Origin of the sequence: Streptomyces malaysiense, assembly GCF_000980885.2 — a bacterium.
Taxonomy (GTDB): Bacteria; Actinomycetota; Actinomycetes; order Streptomycetales; family Streptomycetaceae; genus Streptomyces; species Streptomyces malaysiense.
In genome coordinates, this window is the sequence record NZ_LBDA02000051.1 from 22,403 (window position 1) to 37,815 (window position 15,413).

Annotated in this window: 8 protein-coding genes; all 8 read right to left on the bottom strand. The window is 71.7% G+C overall.

Translation table 11 applies throughout. The features are described from left to right. Positions 1-54 precede the first annotated feature (54 nt). Complete coding sequence (locus VT52_RS21230; RefSeq protein ID WP_071387492.1) at positions 55-1,251, bottom strand: cytochrome P450; 1,197 nt, start codon at positions 1,249-1,251, stop codon at positions 55-57. Further along, on the bottom strand, positions 1,248-7,391 hold the full coding sequence (locus VT52_RS21235; protein ID WP_071387493.1) for a non-ribosomal peptide synthetase: 6,144 nt from the start codon (positions 7,389-7,391) through the stop codon (positions 1,248-1,250). The genes VT52_RS21230 and VT52_RS21235 overlap by 4 nt, the downstream gene beginning before the upstream one ends. 10 nt (positions 7,392-7,401) lie before the next feature. Then, positions 7,402-7,806: a nuclear transport factor 2 family protein gene (locus VT52_RS21240; RefSeq protein WP_071387494.1), complete on the bottom strand. Its 405-nt coding sequence runs from the start codon at positions 7,804-7,806 to the stop codon at positions 7,402-7,404. Next, entirely contained in the window at positions 7,803-9,998 is a 2,196-nt protein-coding gene (locus VT52_RS21245) for an aminotransferase class III-fold pyridoxal phosphate-dependent enzyme (RefSeq protein ID WP_071387495.1), read from the bottom strand. Before VT52_RS21245 ends, VT52_RS21240 begins: the two co-directional genes overlap by 4 nt. A 98-nt stretch (positions 9,999-10,096) precedes the next feature. Further along, entirely contained in the window at positions 10,097-11,974 is a 1,878-nt protein-coding gene (locus VT52_RS21250) for a beta-galactosidase (RefSeq protein ID WP_071387496.1), read from the bottom strand. Beyond that, the gene (locus VT52_RS21255) at positions 11,971-13,008 is read right to left on the bottom strand and encodes a zinc-dependent alcohol dehydrogenase (protein ID WP_071387497.1); all 1,038 of its coding nucleotides are present in this window, start codon (positions 13,006-13,008) and stop codon (positions 11,971-11,973) included. Before VT52_RS21255 ends, VT52_RS21250 begins: the two co-directional genes overlap by 4 nt. Beyond that, entirely contained in the window at positions 13,005-13,958 is a 954-nt protein-coding gene (locus tag VT52_RS21260; protein WP_071387498.1) for an inositol monophosphatase family protein, read from the bottom strand. Before VT52_RS21260 ends, VT52_RS21255 begins: the two co-directional genes overlap by 4 nt. After that, positions 13,955-15,223, bottom strand: a complete 1,269-nt coding sequence (locus VT52_RS21265; protein ID WP_071387499.1) for an aspartate aminotransferase family protein — start codon at positions 15,221-15,223, stop codon at positions 13,955-13,957. Before VT52_RS21265 ends, VT52_RS21260 begins: the two co-directional genes overlap by 4 nt. Positions 15,224-15,413 lie beyond the last annotated feature (190 nt).

A 15,413-nucleotide genomic window follows, 5' to 3' on the forward strand; every position in this document is an offset into this window, starting at 1 on the left:
TGGTTGGCTCCTTGGCGGTCAAGAGGGCGGACAGGCGACCCGGGTGCGGAGGTTTCACCAGGTCACGGGGAGTTCGTGGACGCCGTAGACGGCCATGTCCGACTTGAAGCGGATCTCCTCGACGGGCACGGCGAGCCGCAGCTCCGGCAGCCGGTGGGCGACGGCGTGGTAGGTCTCCTGGAGTTCGACCTTCGCCAGGGACTGGCCCAGGCACTGGTGCGGGCCGTAGCCGAAGGCGAGGTGGCCGTGGGCGCGTACGTCCGGGTCGAAGTCCTCGCCGGAGGGGAAGCGCGAGGGGTCCCGGTTGGCCACGTTGATCGCCGCGATCACCCCCTGCCCCGCCTTCACGAGACGGTCGCCCACCTCGACGTCCTCGGTGGCGATCCGGCGGATGCCGCGCTGGACGATGGTGAGGTGGCGCAGCAGCTCCTCCACAGTGTCCGCGAGCTGCCGAGGGTCCTCGTGACCGCGCAGGGCAGCGAAGCGGCCGGGGTAGCGCAGCAGGGTGAGGATGCCGAGAGAGACCATGTTGGCCGTGGTGTCGTGCCCAGCCGTGAGCAGCAACAACGCCATTGCGCTCAGGGTGCGGCGGCTCATCGCGCCGGTGCCCACATGCCGGACCACCATGCGCCCGATGAAGTCGTCCCCGGGGTCCTTCTCTCGTGCGGCCACAAGGGATTCGAGGTAGTCCTGGAGTTCCTGACGGGCCGCGGCTGCGGTCCCGGTGGTCCCCGCGACGGCGTTCATGGTGTGGGTGAGCGAGCGGAACAGCTCCCGGTCCGCCAGGGGCACGCCGAGGAACTCGCAGATCACCGAGAGCGCGACGGGCAGCGCGAGATCGGTCACGAGGTCGGCGCGGCGCGGTCCGTCCAGCATCCGGTCGAGGCAGCCCGCGACGACGGAGCGCACGGCGGGGCGCCAGGACTCGGCCCGCCGGACGGTGAACTCGCCGAGCACCAGGCGGCGCAGCGCGTCGTGCTCGGGGTTGTCCATGATGAGCAGCGTCGGCTCGACGGCCGTCTCGGCGGCCGCGACAGCACTGGAGAGCGGGTAGCCGGGACGGCTCTTGTCGGCGCTGAACCGGGGGTCGCTCAGCACCAGCCGGGCGTCCTCGTAGCGAGTGAACAGCCAGGGGCGTACGCCGTTCCAGATCGGGACGCGGGGCACCTCCGGCTCGTCGCGCAGCCGGGTGACCTCCTCGGGCGGGGCGAACGGGCACTGGCGGGCCATGGGATACAGCACTTCCGTCATTCGCTCGTCTCTCCGGTCGGTGCGAGGTACTGCCACCAGCGGTCGACCACCGTGTCGGCCCAGTCGGGCGGAGTGATGCCGTGGGCGTACAGGGCGGCGAGAGTGGCTTCGTTGCGGTAGTCGGCGGGTTGCGCCCGGTCGGGTGCGTCGCACAGCTCGCGCAGGTGCTCCCGGTAGGCCAGGGCGGGCAGTTCGGTGCCCCGGGCCACCGCGTCGTCCAGCCGTGCCAGCCAGGTGCGCAGGGCGACCGGGCGGGTGCGGGCGCCGGTGCGCCGGTCGTGGCCGGCGAGGAAGACACCAAGCCCGCTGCGGCGGGGATGGTGCAGATGGCGGACCGTGCCTGGCGGGGCGTCGGCGAGGGCCAGCGCCACCAGTGCGCGGGCCATCACGTCGACTGGCAGGGCGTCGGAGGCGAGGACCGGGTGGTCGGGGTAGCAGCCGAGGGCGGCCGAACTCACCAGGAGCCGGGTGAGCATGTCGTCGCGGCTGAGCGCGCCGGTCGTCGCGCTGCCCCCGGCGCGGCCCAGCCGGTACGTCCGGGCGTCGGCTCCCCGGGCGACGGCCTGGCGGACGAGCTGTTCGGCGGCCCACTTCGCCGCGGCGTAGCCGCGTCCGCGCGGGTGGCGTTCGTGCTCGGCCGGTGTCGACTCGCTCAGAGTGCGCGGGCGGCCGTCCGGGGTGTCCTCGCACAGCACGGCGAGCGTGGAGACGTGGTGGAAGCGGGCGGCCCGGCCCTCGGCGGCGATCCTCAGCAGTTCCTGGGTCCCGCCGACGTTCGCCGCGGCAAGGTGCTGGTAGCCGGAGAGGTGGTGGACCTCCGCGCCCAGGTGGAGGACGGTGGCCGCCGCACGGGCCGCGTCCAGCCCGGGAGTTCCCGCCAGTCCCAGGCCGGGCAGCGTGAGGTCGCCGGGCAGCGGCACGATCCGGGGGTCGGCGGCCTCCAAGGCGAGCGCGTACCGGCGGGCCGTCTGCGCCAGCCGCGCGCGGGCCGCTTCGGGCGTCGCGGCGCGTACGAGGCACAGCACCGGTCCCTCTGTACGCTCCAGCAGCTCGCTCAGGACGTGGCTGCCGACGAACCCGGTGGCACCGGTGAGCAGGACGGAGTCCGTGCGGCGCGGCGCGGTGACGGGCCCGGCGAAGGTGATGCCGGGGTCGAGCACTACGTCTTCGGCGAGCACGGTCGCCGATCGTGTGCCGGCATCGGGGCGGGCGAGTGTGCGCGCGGTGGCCCTGACCGTAGGCTCGGCGAGGAAGCCCCGGACCGGTAACCGGTGACCGTAACGTCGTTCGAGCTCGCCGAGCAGGCGGATGACACGCAGCGAGTGCCCGCCGAGCGCGAAGAAGTCGTCCGACAGGCCGATGGACGGGCCGCTGCCGAGGACCTCCCGCCACAGGGCCAGCAGCTCCTGTTCCAGCGGATTCGCGGCGCGGCCGATCTCCTCGGCGGGGCCGTGGTCGCGCGCGTGGGACGCGAGGCGGGCGGCGAGCGCCGTACGGTCGGCCTTGCCGTGGCTGCTGGTGGGGATGTGCGGGACCGGCACGACGAGCCGGGGCACCATGTGGCCGGGCAGGTGGCGGACCAGATGGGCGCGCGCCTCCTGCTCGTCGGCAGTGCCCACGTAGGCGACGCCGAGATCGGCGTCGGGACCTTGGCCGATCAGCACCGCGACGGCCTCACCGATGCACTGATGGCGTGTCAGGGTCGCTTCGATCTCACCGAGTTCGATGCGGAAGCCGCGCAGCTTGATCTGCCCGTCGAGTCGGCCCAGGTAGTCCAGGTTGCCGTCGGGCAGCCGTCGTACCCGGTCCCCGGTGCGGTACAGGCGCCGGTCGCCGAGGACGGGGACGGTGGTGAACAGGTCACGGGTGCGTTCGGGGTTGTTCCAGTAGCCGAGGGCGAGCCCCGCGCCGCCCAGCCAGAGTTCCCCCGGGACTCCCGTGGCGGCGAGCCTGCCGTGGCGGTCGATGACATGGGCGGTGGTTCCCGGCAGCGCCCGGCCGATCGGGATCCTGCCGCGGTCCCCGTCCGGTCCGGCCTCGTGGGTGGTGGCAAGGATCGCCGCCTCGGTGGGGCCGTAGCCGTTGATGACGACGCGGCTTTGGGCGTAGTGACGGGTGTCGTGCGGGTCGGCGGGCTCGCCAGCCACGATCAGGACCCGTACCGAGGCGAGGTCCGGCCGGCCCAGCGCGCGCAGGAGCGAGGGGACGATGACCATCACGGTCACGCCGTAGTCGCGCAGGGCTCGGACGAGTGCGGCGGCGTCACCGCGAGCGGCGTCCGCGCAGTAGACCAGGGTGCCGCCGGAGACGAGAGGCATGAACTGTTCGTAGGCCGCCACGTCGAAGCCGGGCGAGGTGAGCTGCAGCCAGACGTCGTCCGGCGTGAAGGGGTGGCGGGCGAGGCCGGCGTGCAGGGTGTTGACGACCGAGCGATGGGAGACGACGACGCCGCGCGGCCGGCCGGTGCTGCCGGACGTGTAGATGATGTAGGCGGGGTCGGTGGCGCAGGCCCCCGCCCGCGCGGGCGGGGGCTCGTCCGAGGGGCACACGAGCCGGTCGATGTCCAGGACGGGCGGCAGGCCGTCGGTTTCCGAGCCGGGTCGGAACAGCCGGTCGGTGATGTCCTTCGAGGTCACCAGCGCCCGGGCCCGGGCGTCCGCGAGGACGTACCGCAGCCGCTCGGCCGGATACGCCGGGTCGAGCGGGACGTAGGCGGCGCCGGTCTTGAGCACGCCGAGGACGGCCGCGATCAGCAGGGGCGTGCGCTCCAGGCAGAGGGCGACGCGCTCACCGGGGCGCGCGCCTCGGGCGAGGAGCCGGTTGGCCATCTCGTCGGCGAGTCGGTCGAGTTCGCGGTAGGTGAGGGCGGCCTCCTCCCCCACCACGGCGGTCTTGCCGGGGTGGGCGGCGGCCGTACGGGCGAACAGCGAGGTGAGGGTGGTGTCCGGGTGGGCCGGGGGCCGCTCGGACGCCGGTGCGGCAAGTAGCCGTCCGCGCTCGCCGGGTTCGAACAACTCGATGTCGCGCAGGGCGGTGTCCGGACCGGCGTCGGCGAGCCGGCCCAGCACCGCGACCAGCTGGCCCGCGAGTCGCTCGACGGTGTCCCGGCGGTAGAGGTCGGTGCTGAACTCCACGTCGAGAGTGATTCCTTGGGACGACTCCTGGAAGGTGAAGGTCAGCTCGAACTTTGCGGTGTCGTCTTCGGCTGGCGGCCGGGGCTCGACGGGCGCGGAGCCCAGCCGGAGCGGGCGGGGCGGGTGCTGCTGATGGTTGACGACCGCGCGGAAGGGGCTGGATCCGCGGGACACACCCGCGGCGCCGAGTTCCCGGCACACCGTCTGGAAGGGCACGTGGTGGTGGGCGTGTGCGGCGGTGCAGGCCTCCCGGATCCGCCGGAACAGGGTGGCGACCGGTGTGTCCGCGGTGGCCTCGACCCGGATCGGCAGGAGGTTCACGAAGTAGCCGACGAGGTCCTCGGTACCGGCCCGCCCGCGGCCCGTCGCCAAGCTGCCGAGGCACAGGGAGTCGCGTTCGGTGTGCGCGGCGAGGACGGTGTACACGCCGGCCAGACAGAGCATGAAGCGGCTGATGCCGTGCCGGCGGGCGGCCTCGGCGTACCGGGCGCTCTCGGCGGCGTCGATCCGCAGCCGGACGCGGTCGCCGGCGCCGCTGAGTGCGGCCGGCCGGGGGTGATCGGTGACGAGGTCGGCAGTGGCCGCGCCGCCCTTCAGGGCGCCACGCCAGAACTCCAGCGCGGCGTGCTCGCGTTCCGGCAGCCGGTCCAGGGCCTCGCGCACATGGTCGGCGAATGTCAGCCGCAGCGGCGTGAGTTGGGCCGCGGGGTCGTCGTAGAGAGCCGACAGCTCGGTGAAGAAGAGGTCGAGGGACCAGTCGTCGGCGAGGATGTGATGGATGTCGAAGTGGACGACGGCGGTGGACTCGTCGAGGGTGACCACCAGGGTGCGGACGAGCGGGGACGCCTCGCCGGCGGCCGCCCCGGCGGCGATGAGCGCGCGGATCCGATGCTGCTGCTCGGCCGGCGGCATCCGGGTCATGTCGTGGTGGTCCACAGCGGCGCCGGGATCCGCGTCCGGCGTCTGCCACCAGCCGTCGGTGTGCTGCCGGACGACGGTGCGCAGGGCCGTCTGCCGCTGCCCGAGCCGGGTGAGCGCACGGCGCAGCCGGGGTACGTCGACCTGCCCCCGTACCAGGAAAGCGCGGGAGATGACGTACCGCTTCCCGGGCCTGGCCTGCTGCTCGAACCAGATGCCCTCCTGCCCTGGCAGGAGCGGAACGCGGCCGTGAGTGTCCGGCTGCCGCTCGGCGGCCGGTGGGGTGCAGGTGCCGTCGGGCTGCCGCTCCACGGCGAGTGGCGTGCCGGTCCCGGACAGAGCGGCGGCGTCGACGAGCGCGGCGAGCCCGCGCACCGTAGCCGCCCGGAACAGGTCCCCGACCGACAGGGCCACGCCGGTCGCGCGCTCCAGGCGGGCCAGTACGACCATGGCGGTGAGCGAGTCGCCGCCCGCGGCGAGGAAGTCGGTGTCCGTGCCGACCGAGGCGCCCAGCGCCTGCTGCCACAGGTCAGCCACGACACGCTCGCTGGACGTGTCCGGGAGGCCGGACCCAGTCATGTCGGACGCCTGCCCAGCCAGTTGGGCGAGGGCGGGCCGGTCGGTCTTGCCGTTCGGGGTGACCGGCAGCTGCACGAGCGCCGTCAACGTCGCCGGGACCTGCGGCGACGGCAGGAGTGTCGCCACGTGGGCGATGAGGTCCGGCTCGGGGGCCACGTCCCGGAGGACGACGAACGCCGCGAGCCTGCGCCGGTCGCCGGTGCCGTGCGCCACCACGGCGGCGTCGCGGACCGCGGGATGGTCGAGCAGGGCCCGTTCCGTCTCGACCGGTTCGACCCGGTGGCCCCGGATCTTGACCTGGTCGTCGGTGCGGCCGAGGAAGGCGAGGTTGCCGTCCGGCAGCAGCCGGACCCGGTCGCCGGTGAGGTAGGCGGTGCGGTCGGGCCGGCCGGGTTCGGGGACGAAGCGGTCGGCGGTGAGGTCGGGCCGACCCAGGTAGCCGCGGGCCACGCCCGGCCCGCCGATGCAGAGTTCGCCCTCCTCTCCGAGGGCGACAGGCCGCCGGTCGGGGTCGACCACGTGGACGGTGGTGTCGGCGAAGGGACGGCCGATCGGCACGTCCGGCCAGTCTTCGGCGTAGGGGTGCTGGGCGTCGAGCACAAGCCAGCAGGCGTAGACCGTGGTCTCCGTGGGCCCGTAGCCGTTGACGATCCGGCAGCCCGGCAGCTCGCGCAGTGCCGCGCGCACAGCCTTCGCCGAGGCCCGGTCACCGCCCGACACACACAGCCGCAGCCCACGCAGCGCGTCGGTGATGTGCTCCATGGCCAGCGCGAACAGAGGTGCGGCGAGCCGCAGCACGCTCACCCGATGCCGGCGCACCTCCCGCCCGATGTCGTGGACGCCGGGCCGGGCCGCTTCGGGCAGGACGAGGGTGGCCCCGTTCAGCAGGGCGCCCCAGATCTCGAAGACGGACGGGTCGACATTCAGGGGGGCGAGCTGGAGCACCACGTCGTCGGGCCGGAACCCCGCCTCGGGGGCCCGGGCGAGCGTGAGGACGCCGCGGTGTTCCACCTGCACGCCCTTGGGCCGCCCGGTGGTGCCCGATGTGGCGATGACGTAGGCAAGCGTGTCCGGGGCGCTCGGTGCGACGGCGAGGGGTGCGGGGTCCGGCATCTCCGCGTCGACGGTCAGGATCCGCACCCCCGGCAGCAGCGTGCGCAGCCGGTCGGCCTCGGTCGGCGCCACGCACAGGGTGCGCAGGCCGAAGTCCTCCACCAGGGCGCTCAGTCGAGCGTCGGGCGCGTCCGGGTCGAGGGGCACGTAGGCGCATCCGGCGAGGACCGCGCCGAGGACGGTGGCGACGGCCCCAGCGGACCGTGGGGAACGGATGCCGACGGGTGCGCCGACGGCCCCGGCACGGCAGAGCCGGTCCGCGACGGACGCGGCCCAGCCGGCCAGGTGGCGGTAAGTCAGGCGGAGGTCGCCGTGGACGAGCGCGGTGTGCTCGGCGCGGGCGCGTACGACGTCGGCGAAGGCGTCGCCGAGGCTGTGGGCTCTGGCTGCGTTCATGTGCTCTGGTTCAGTGCTCCTGGCCGAGGGCCTCGACCACGCTGGCGGTGTCGTAGAGGTCGAGGTAGCGGGAGATCAGACCGTCGCGCACGGTGAAGACGTTCATCCACTGGGCTTCGTAGCGGCGGTCGTTGGTGAGCACCCGCGTGCGGCTGACGCCGAGGACGACGACCCGGTCGCCCGCGTCCAGGTAGTCGTACGCCACGCACTCCTGCACCTGGATCAGATCGCGGACGATGGTGAAGAACTGCCGGAAGCCCTCGACGCCCCGGTACGTGCCCGCCCAGGGCAGGGACTTCGGACCGTGGTAGACCCACTCGAAGTCATCGGTGAGGAGGGCCTCGATGTCCGTCAGTCGTGCTTCGTCGAAGAGCTGGAAGAAGCGGCGGACGACGTCGACGTTCTGCCGGCTCATACGGTGCTCCTAGTGGTGGTCAGGGTGCGCGCGACGGCGCGTGCCCGCTCGCCCAGACGGAAGAGGCCCACCTGGGCTAGGAGCCGGCACGGGGAGGTGCGCGAGAGTTCCCGGGCCCCGCGCATCACCTGGCGGATCTCGTCCTCGGTGGCGACGAGCGGCAGCAGGAAGACGTCGTAGACGACGAAGGCTCTGGCCCGGGTGATCCACCAGATGATCAGGGCGAAGGTCATCCACTCGCCCTCGGGGTCGACGACGCGGCGCAGCGGTCCGGGCACGCGGGGTTCGAAGCGGCCCAGCAGGCCCTCGGCGAAGCGGCGCCCGACGACACCGGCGGGGCCGGTGTCCATCGCGGCGATCCCCTCGTCCACCACGGCGGACAGGGCCGCCACTCGCCGGTCCAGGTGCAGTGCGTCGAGCTGGGCGACGGCTTGCAGGGAGAAGTGGGCGCCGAGCTGGTGGGCGTGCTGGGTGCGCAGCTCCTCGACCAGTTGCGGGTTGGTGCGGCGGGCTGCTTCGTGGACGGCGTCGGAGACCAGGGCGGCCCCGGTGGGGAAGCAGCCGTAGCTGAGCGCCTTCGACAGGCTCATCAGGTCGATCTCGGGCAGCCTGCCCTGGTGCGCGAACCGGGTGCCGCAGCGGTAGTACGAGGTGAGGACCTCGTCGACGCCGACCAGGTACCCGTGCGGCTCGCGGCCCTCGGAGACGGTGTCGAGCAGCGCGGAGGGAATGGGCGCGTAGGAGTCGGAGCTGCCGTGGACGAGTTCGATCCAGACCAGGCCGACCTCTCCGGTCGCCGCCTCCTTGCGGAACTCCTCGGCGGCGTGCGGGGTGTACGGGTCGATGTAGCGGATGTCCTCGTAGAGCGGCCCGAACGGGGCACGGGTGCGCTCGGCGGCGGTGGCCAGCAGGGACACCAGGGTCTTGCCGCCGTAGTTGTGCTTGAAGACCACGATCCGGCGCCGCTCGGGGCGGGCCAGCCGGGCCAGGATGAACGCGCTCTCCACCGCAGAGGCGCCGCTGACGGCGGGGTAGGTGTGGGGCAGCCCGGTGTCCCGGGCGAGGACGCGCTGGAGTTCGGCGACATAGTCGCGCTCCGTGTCGTGTGTGCGGATGACATCGGTGAGGGCGTCGACGGGGTTGTGCCCGGCCACGCCGAGACCCGCACCGCACAGCCCGTCGACGAGGTCGAGGCGGCGGCCCGAGTCCAGCTGGACGGTGAGCCGGGAGCCCTTGGCGCGTACGACGTGGAGGGCGCCCCGCAGCTTGCGGTGCATCCGGACGGTCATCGGGTTGACGTGCCGGGCGTACAGGTCGAGGGTGCGCTGCCAGTCGCGGGCGGTGACGGCCAGGACACGGTGCACGGCGTGCCGTTCGTCCCAGCGTCCCAGCAACCGGTCCTTGACCGCGCGCATGGCGACGGAGTTGCCGCCATAGGTGTTGGAATGCAGGAATCCGGTCGAGGGGGTGGACCAGGGCGCGAACAGGTCGGGGCTGCCCGCGAAGGCGCCGAAGGGCACCTCGTAGCCAGTGAGCGACTCGCCGAGGACGAAGAGGTCAGGTCGCAGGGCGCGGACGGTGCGGGACGGCGGGGCCAGCGGGTCGACGTCGGGCAGGTCCACGGCGATGCGGGTTCCGCGGGCCCGGACGCAGCGGACGAGCGCGGCCAGATCGGCCAGGTCGTCCGCGCCGAGTCGCTCCGTACCAAGCAGCACCAGGCCGCAGTGGTCGGCGCCAGCGGCGGCCGTGCGAAGGGCGGCAAGGGTGGGGTGGCTGTGGAGTCCGGGGGCGAGCGCCCGGTCGGGGCCGTCGCCGAGCGGGTCGGCGCGGCGGGTGAGGGTGCCATCGGGATCGAGGACGAGAACGCGTCCATGGTGCCGGGCCGCGGAATCGGCCGCGCGGTGACGCAGCAGCTTGACCGCTCCGTGGAGGGCTTCGTACCGCGAATTGGCGAAGAAGCAGCGGTAGGCCGCAGGGGTCCCGGACCCGCCGAGCTCCCGCAGGAACTCGCTGATCAGGTGGCCGGCGTGGGCGGAGTCGGCGGTCACGAACCAGGAGGGCATCGCGAAGATCGGATGCTCCTGTTCGATGAGGTCGCGCAGAGCGGTGAGGGTGTCGCGACCCGCGGGGCGGAACACGGTGGTGGCCGTGGCGGATGCGACGTCATGGTTCTGGACGTGGTTCTGGAACAAGGCGACACCTGGGCTCGAAGCTGGTTCGGGGTGTTCGTCGGTCCGCGGACGGGCGGCGGGAGAGCGAGGTCAGGTTCGCTCTCCCGCCGCCCGCGTTCTCAGGAGGCCGTCACGCGCAGGGCGTCGGCCTGTTCACCGCCCCAGGTCAGGGTGACGGCGGAGGACGGCGTGGGCGTCGCCAGCCAGCCCAGGAGCTTGCCTTCCCGGGAGACGGCCAGCGCCGCGGTCCCCGCGGGCAGTTCGACGGCCCAGTCGCCGTCGGTACCGGAGACCCGGTCGTCCGTGCCGGTGGGGTTGAAGGCGCCGATGAAGCGGGTGCCGTCGGGGCCTGTCCGGGTGAGGGCGACGGCACGCCGATGGGCGGACGTCCAGCGGCGGGCGTCCGTGGCCAGCCCGGCGACGAACTCGGCCACGGCGCCGTGCGCGGGAACACCCGCGGCGACGGTGAGTTCGACGGGTGCGGTACTCGCGCCGGGGTGGCCCGCACGCAGCACACCTAGGGCTCCGGCGGCGTCCTGGGCGGTGCGGTGCGGGGCCTCGTCGAGCCAGCGCAGGCCGACCAGACGGTGGGTGTCCCGCAGCTGCTCGTGGACAGCCTCGGTCAGTTCCTGGAGGACGGTCTTCCCCTCCCGCTGCCACGCGCCCGCCTCCGCCAGGGCACGGTCGACGAGCAGATCAGCGTCGCGGTCGAGCCGGCTGCCAGCCAGGGCAGCGCCGTGCTGGTCGAGGAAGCGGGCGAGCAGCTTGAGACTCTCGGCGGTGGGGTTGTGGTCACCGGCCTCCGTGAGGGGCGCGCCGGGGCAGTACGGCGGCGCGTGGAGGGCGGGGTCGACGCCTTCGGCGCGCAGCCCGTCCGGGTCCATGTCGATCAGCTCGCCCCAGGTGCCCGCCGCGCAGGCGGTGTAGACGCTGACTGTGGTGGATCCGAGCGTCAGGGCCAGCAGGGCGTTGAACAGGGGCGTGCGCGGGCCGGCGAAAGATTCGTCGTCCCAGGTGAAGCCCCAGTTGGCTTCGAGCACATCGGTGTCGCCCAGCAGGATCTCGCCGAGATGCGTGGCGAAGGCCTCCGGGCTCTGCGCCGGGTTGCCCACCCACTCGGTGTGCCCGATCAAGTACCTGGATCCCTTGAGGGCACGGTGCCGGGCGGCCCAGGCGTCGATGGTGGCGTCCGGTCCGATGGCGCGGGCCAGGGGCACATTGGCCACGCGGGCGGGGCCGGCCGGGAACAGGTCGGAGATCCAGTCCCACAGCCCGGCGATGGCCTCGCCGGACCAGCGCGACCACAGCAGCCGCAGTGCGCTGGGCCAGTCGGCGAGTTCGTCGCCGGCGCGCGCCGCCTCGTCGGTCAGTCCGCGGGCGGACAGCCAGCGGGCGAACTCCTCGCGGGCCGCCGGGGAGGCGTCCTGGGCGTCGATGGCGATGTGCACGTCACCGGACATGCCCTCGTTGCCGAGCTGGAGCGCGACGACGGGGCCCCGGGGGGCGGCCGTGGGGGACACGACCTCGTCGGCCACGGCCCGCAGCCAGGTGGCGACTTCGTCCTTGACGGCCGGGTCGAGGAGGCTGGGCAACGGCTTGGCCTGGGAGGTGAGCAGGTCGCCGGTCAGCCCCCGGTAGGGCGTGTGGCCGGAGCCGCACATCCGGTCGGGTAGCCCGCCGAGCTGTACTTCCGCGTGGATGAAGGGGCCGGGCTTGACCAGGACGGCCAGGCCCGCCTCGGCTGCGAGGCCGATCAGCCGTACGACGTCGCGCTGCGGGTCGGTCTTGCCGTGGAAGTCGAACGCGCGCTGCTCGCCCTCGCCGGTCTCGTGGAGCCGCCAGGGCAGGTAGAACGAGACGACGTCGACGCCGAGGGCGTGCAACTCCCGTAGGTTCCCCGCCCAGTTGGACGGATCGGCCCGGTAGTAGGGGTACTCGCCGATGACGACGGGGCGGTCCGTGCCGGGCAGTAGGGCCGCATTCAGCCTGGCACTCACAGAGCGCTCCCGTCCTGGTCCGGTATGAGGACGACCTTGAGCGCGGCGTAGTCGGCGCCCGGCACCGCGGCGAGGGCCTTGAAGGCCTCCGCGTGGTCCTCCAGCGGGAAGCGGTGCGTGATCAGCCGCTCCAGCGGGATCGAACGGGCCAGCTCGACGGCCTTGGGGAAGATCATGCTGTTGTAGTCGCCGGCGCCGATGATCTGCAGTCCGCGCTGGAGGATCTGCAGCGGACGCACGGTCGCGGTGGCGTTGCTGTTGAAGCCCATGACGACGACCCGTCCCCGCTGGGCGGCGTAACCGAGGCTCTGCTCCAGGAGGTTGCCGACGGAGTCGACGACCAGGTGACCACGGTGGGTGAGTTCGGCGTCGTCCGGGGCGTGGACGGTGATCCGGCCCTCGAACTCGGAGGCGGCGAAGATCTCGCGGTCCAGCGACTGACGCACCGTGTCGGGCTCGACGACCAGAACCCGGGCGCCGTAGCGGGCGGCGGCCATGGCGGTGACGGCGCCCATCGGACCGCCGCCGACGATCACCGCGGTCTCGCCGGGCTGCAGCCGGCCGGCCTCGATGTTGTTCAGGGCGCAGGCTAGTGGTTCGACCACGACGGCCCGGTCGAAGCTCATCCCGTCGGGTATCGCGTGGCAGAACAGCTCGGGCAGGCGCATGAACTCGGCGAAGGAGCCGTCGTAGTCCAGCCCCACCTCGGTTCCGGCCTTGTTGCCGCAGAAGTTCCAGTGCCCTTCCAGGCAGGTGACGCAACTGCCGCAGTACAGGGTGGGGTTGACGATAATCCGGTCACCGGGTGCGAAACGGGTCACGCCGGGGCCCGTGGCCTCGACGATGCCGACGGCCTCGTGTCCCATCACCACACCCGGCTCGGCCGGGAACTTGCCCACGAGCACGCTGCGGTCGGTACCGCAGATTCCGCTCTGGACGATGCGGATGACGACATCGGTGGCCTCGCGAGGCTCCGGCTTGGGCCGGTCGACCAGTTCCAGGGAACGGTCCCCGGTCAGCGTGAGTGCCTTCATGCGTCCCCCTTGGCGGCCGACGCGGTGTCACGGCCCAGTTCCCAGCGGATGGAGTCGATCAGTTGCTTGTGCAGTTCGGGCGTCGCCGCGGCGATGCACGACTTCTGATTCAGCGGTCCGAGGTCGACCAGCGAGGTCGAGCCCAGGTCGTCGCCGTAGGCGTCGGTGATCACGACACCGGCCTGCCGGGCGAGGTAGACCGCGGCGGCGATGTCGTACGGGAACAGGTGCAGGATCGATCCGCGTCCGACGCGCAGGAACTCGGCCTCGGTGTCGGGGTGGTCGCGCAGGATCCGGTTGCCGATGTCGACGTAGGCGTCGAGCTGTCCGGTGATGACGCGGGAGATGGAGAAGCTGGCGCTGTTGAAGACGAACACGCCGCCGGTGTTGGCCGACTGGTCCACGAGGTGGGAGTAGGCCGCGTCCATCAGGCCCATGGGGTGGCCGTTGAACTCGATGGACCAGAACATCTTCGCCAGATCGGTGGTCCGGCTAAGCCGCGGTACGGCGGTGGGGTGACCGCCGCTGGAGAGGCCCTCGGTGTCGTCACCGTAGATCCAGGCGCCGCTCTTGATCTCCAGCAGGAAGGCGGCCGTGACGTCGGCGAGGGTCGGCTGGCCATCGCCGTAGGGGGCGGCGGCGATGGAGACCACGCCCATCTCGAGGCCGGCCGAGGTGGGGCGGGTGCCGTCGATGGGGTCGACGACGAGCAGATACTGCGGGTCGGGGGCGAGTTCGACGAAGGCGCCGTCCTCGGTGTAGACGGCGACGGGCACCTCGGCGTGGGCACGCAGGTAGTCCAGGACGGCCTTCTCGGCCACCTCGTCGACATCGAACTGGGCATCGCCGCCCGGGGAATCGCCGTGCACCTGGCGGGCCAGGCCCTGTCGGCCGTAGGTCAGCAGCTCGGCGCGGACGTGTTCGCCGAGGCCCTTGAGCAGTTTCTTCACCGGGCCAGCTCCGCCATGAAGAGGTTCTCCAACTTGTCGCAGATCTCCTCCGCCTGAGTCATGGTCAGGATCAGCGGAGGACGGATCTTGAGGACGTTTCCGTAGCCGTAGCGCGAGGTGCGCAGGATGAGCCCGTGCTCCATCGCCGCGCTCGCCAGGTGGTTGGTGAGCTTGACCGCGGGCTTGCCGTCGGGCTCGCACATCTCGAAGCCGATCATCAGGCCGACGCCGCGGACGTCGCCGATGGCCGGATAGCGCAGCTGCATGTCGCGCAGCCGCTCAAGAATATAGTCACCGGTGTGCCTGACATTCGCCAGGAATTCCGGCTGCCGGACGATGTCGAGAGTAACGTTCGCGGCTGCGGCGGCCAGGAGATTCGACCCGTAGGTGAACGAGTGGTGATGCGCAGGAAGGCCGGAAAGACGCTCGTTGGTGAGAATGGCGGCGACCTGCGCGCCGGAACCGCCGAGGCCCTTCGCCGTGGTGATGGCATCTGGCTCGACATCGAAATGCTGGGCCGCGAACATGTGGCCGGTACGACCGATGCCCGTCTGGATCTCGTCGAAGATGAGGGCGATGTCCTGTTCATCGCAGAAGGCCCGCAGCTTCTGCATGTAGCCGTCCGGCGGCACGATGTTTCCACCGTTTCCGGAAATCGGCTCGATCATTACGGCCGCGACACGGCCGCTGCTCGCGTACTCGATGAAATCGTCGATGCGGTCGACGCACATCAGGCCGCACGTTTCCTTGCTCTGCCCGTAGAAGCAGCGGAAGCAATACGGGTCGGGAACCTGCATGCTGCCCGGATAGAGAAGCGGGAAGGGCTCGCGCCGGAACGCGTTTCCCGACATCGATGCCATCATCATCGTCTGTCCCACGTGACTGCGGAACAGCGTGATGACCTCGGTCTTCCCGGTGGCGTGCTGCGCCATCTTGACGGCGCCCTCGTTGGCGGACGACCCGCCGGAGACCTTGGGGTGGACGCGGGTCAGATTGGCCGGCGAGGTCTCCACGAGCCGCTGCACGAGCCCATTGATCGGATCACTCTGGTACGAGGACGTGAGATGAACCACCCTGTCGAGCTGGTCCTTCATCGCCGCGATCACGGCCGGGTGGGAGTACCCCAGGCTGAGGTTGAACGTCGCCGACGCACAGTCCAGGTATCGGTTTCCGCCAGAGTCGTACAGATAGACGCCTTCACCCCGGTCCATCTTTTGTGCGCTGACGGGATAATAAAGGTGATCGGTAACTGTCTTGGTGTCCATTACTTCCCCCTGAGACAGACATGAAGTACACGCCCGCTCGATTCTCTATTGCCAATGAGTTGTGTGGATTAAATCCGGCCACTGAACACGTCCGCGCCAGTGCGGAGTACGGTGCAGGGGAGACGGGGCGGAGTGGAATTGCGGTGTGCTCTGAACTCACTCAACGCCCCCGCAGCAACAAGATCATATC

Coding starts and splice junctions, on each gene's coding strand:
- VT52_RS21265 (WP_071387499.1), bottom strand. CDS start 15,223: ATGGACACCAAGACAGTTACCGATCACCTTTATTATCCCGTCAGCGCA.
- VT52_RS21230 (WP_071387492.1), bottom strand. CDS start 1,251: ATGACGGAAGTGCTGTATCCCATGGCCCGCCAGTGCCCGTTCGCCCCG.
- VT52_RS21255 (WP_071387497.1), bottom strand. CDS start 13,008: ATGAAGGCACTCACGCTGACCGGGGACCGTTCCCTGGAACTGGTCGAC.
- VT52_RS21235 (WP_071387493.1), bottom strand. CDS start 7,391: ATGAACGCAGCCAGAGCCCACAGCCTCGGCGACGCCTTCGCCGACGTC.
- VT52_RS21240 (WP_071387494.1), bottom strand. CDS start 7,806: ATGAGCCGGCAGAACGTCGACGTCGTCCGCCGCTTCTTCCAGCTCTTC.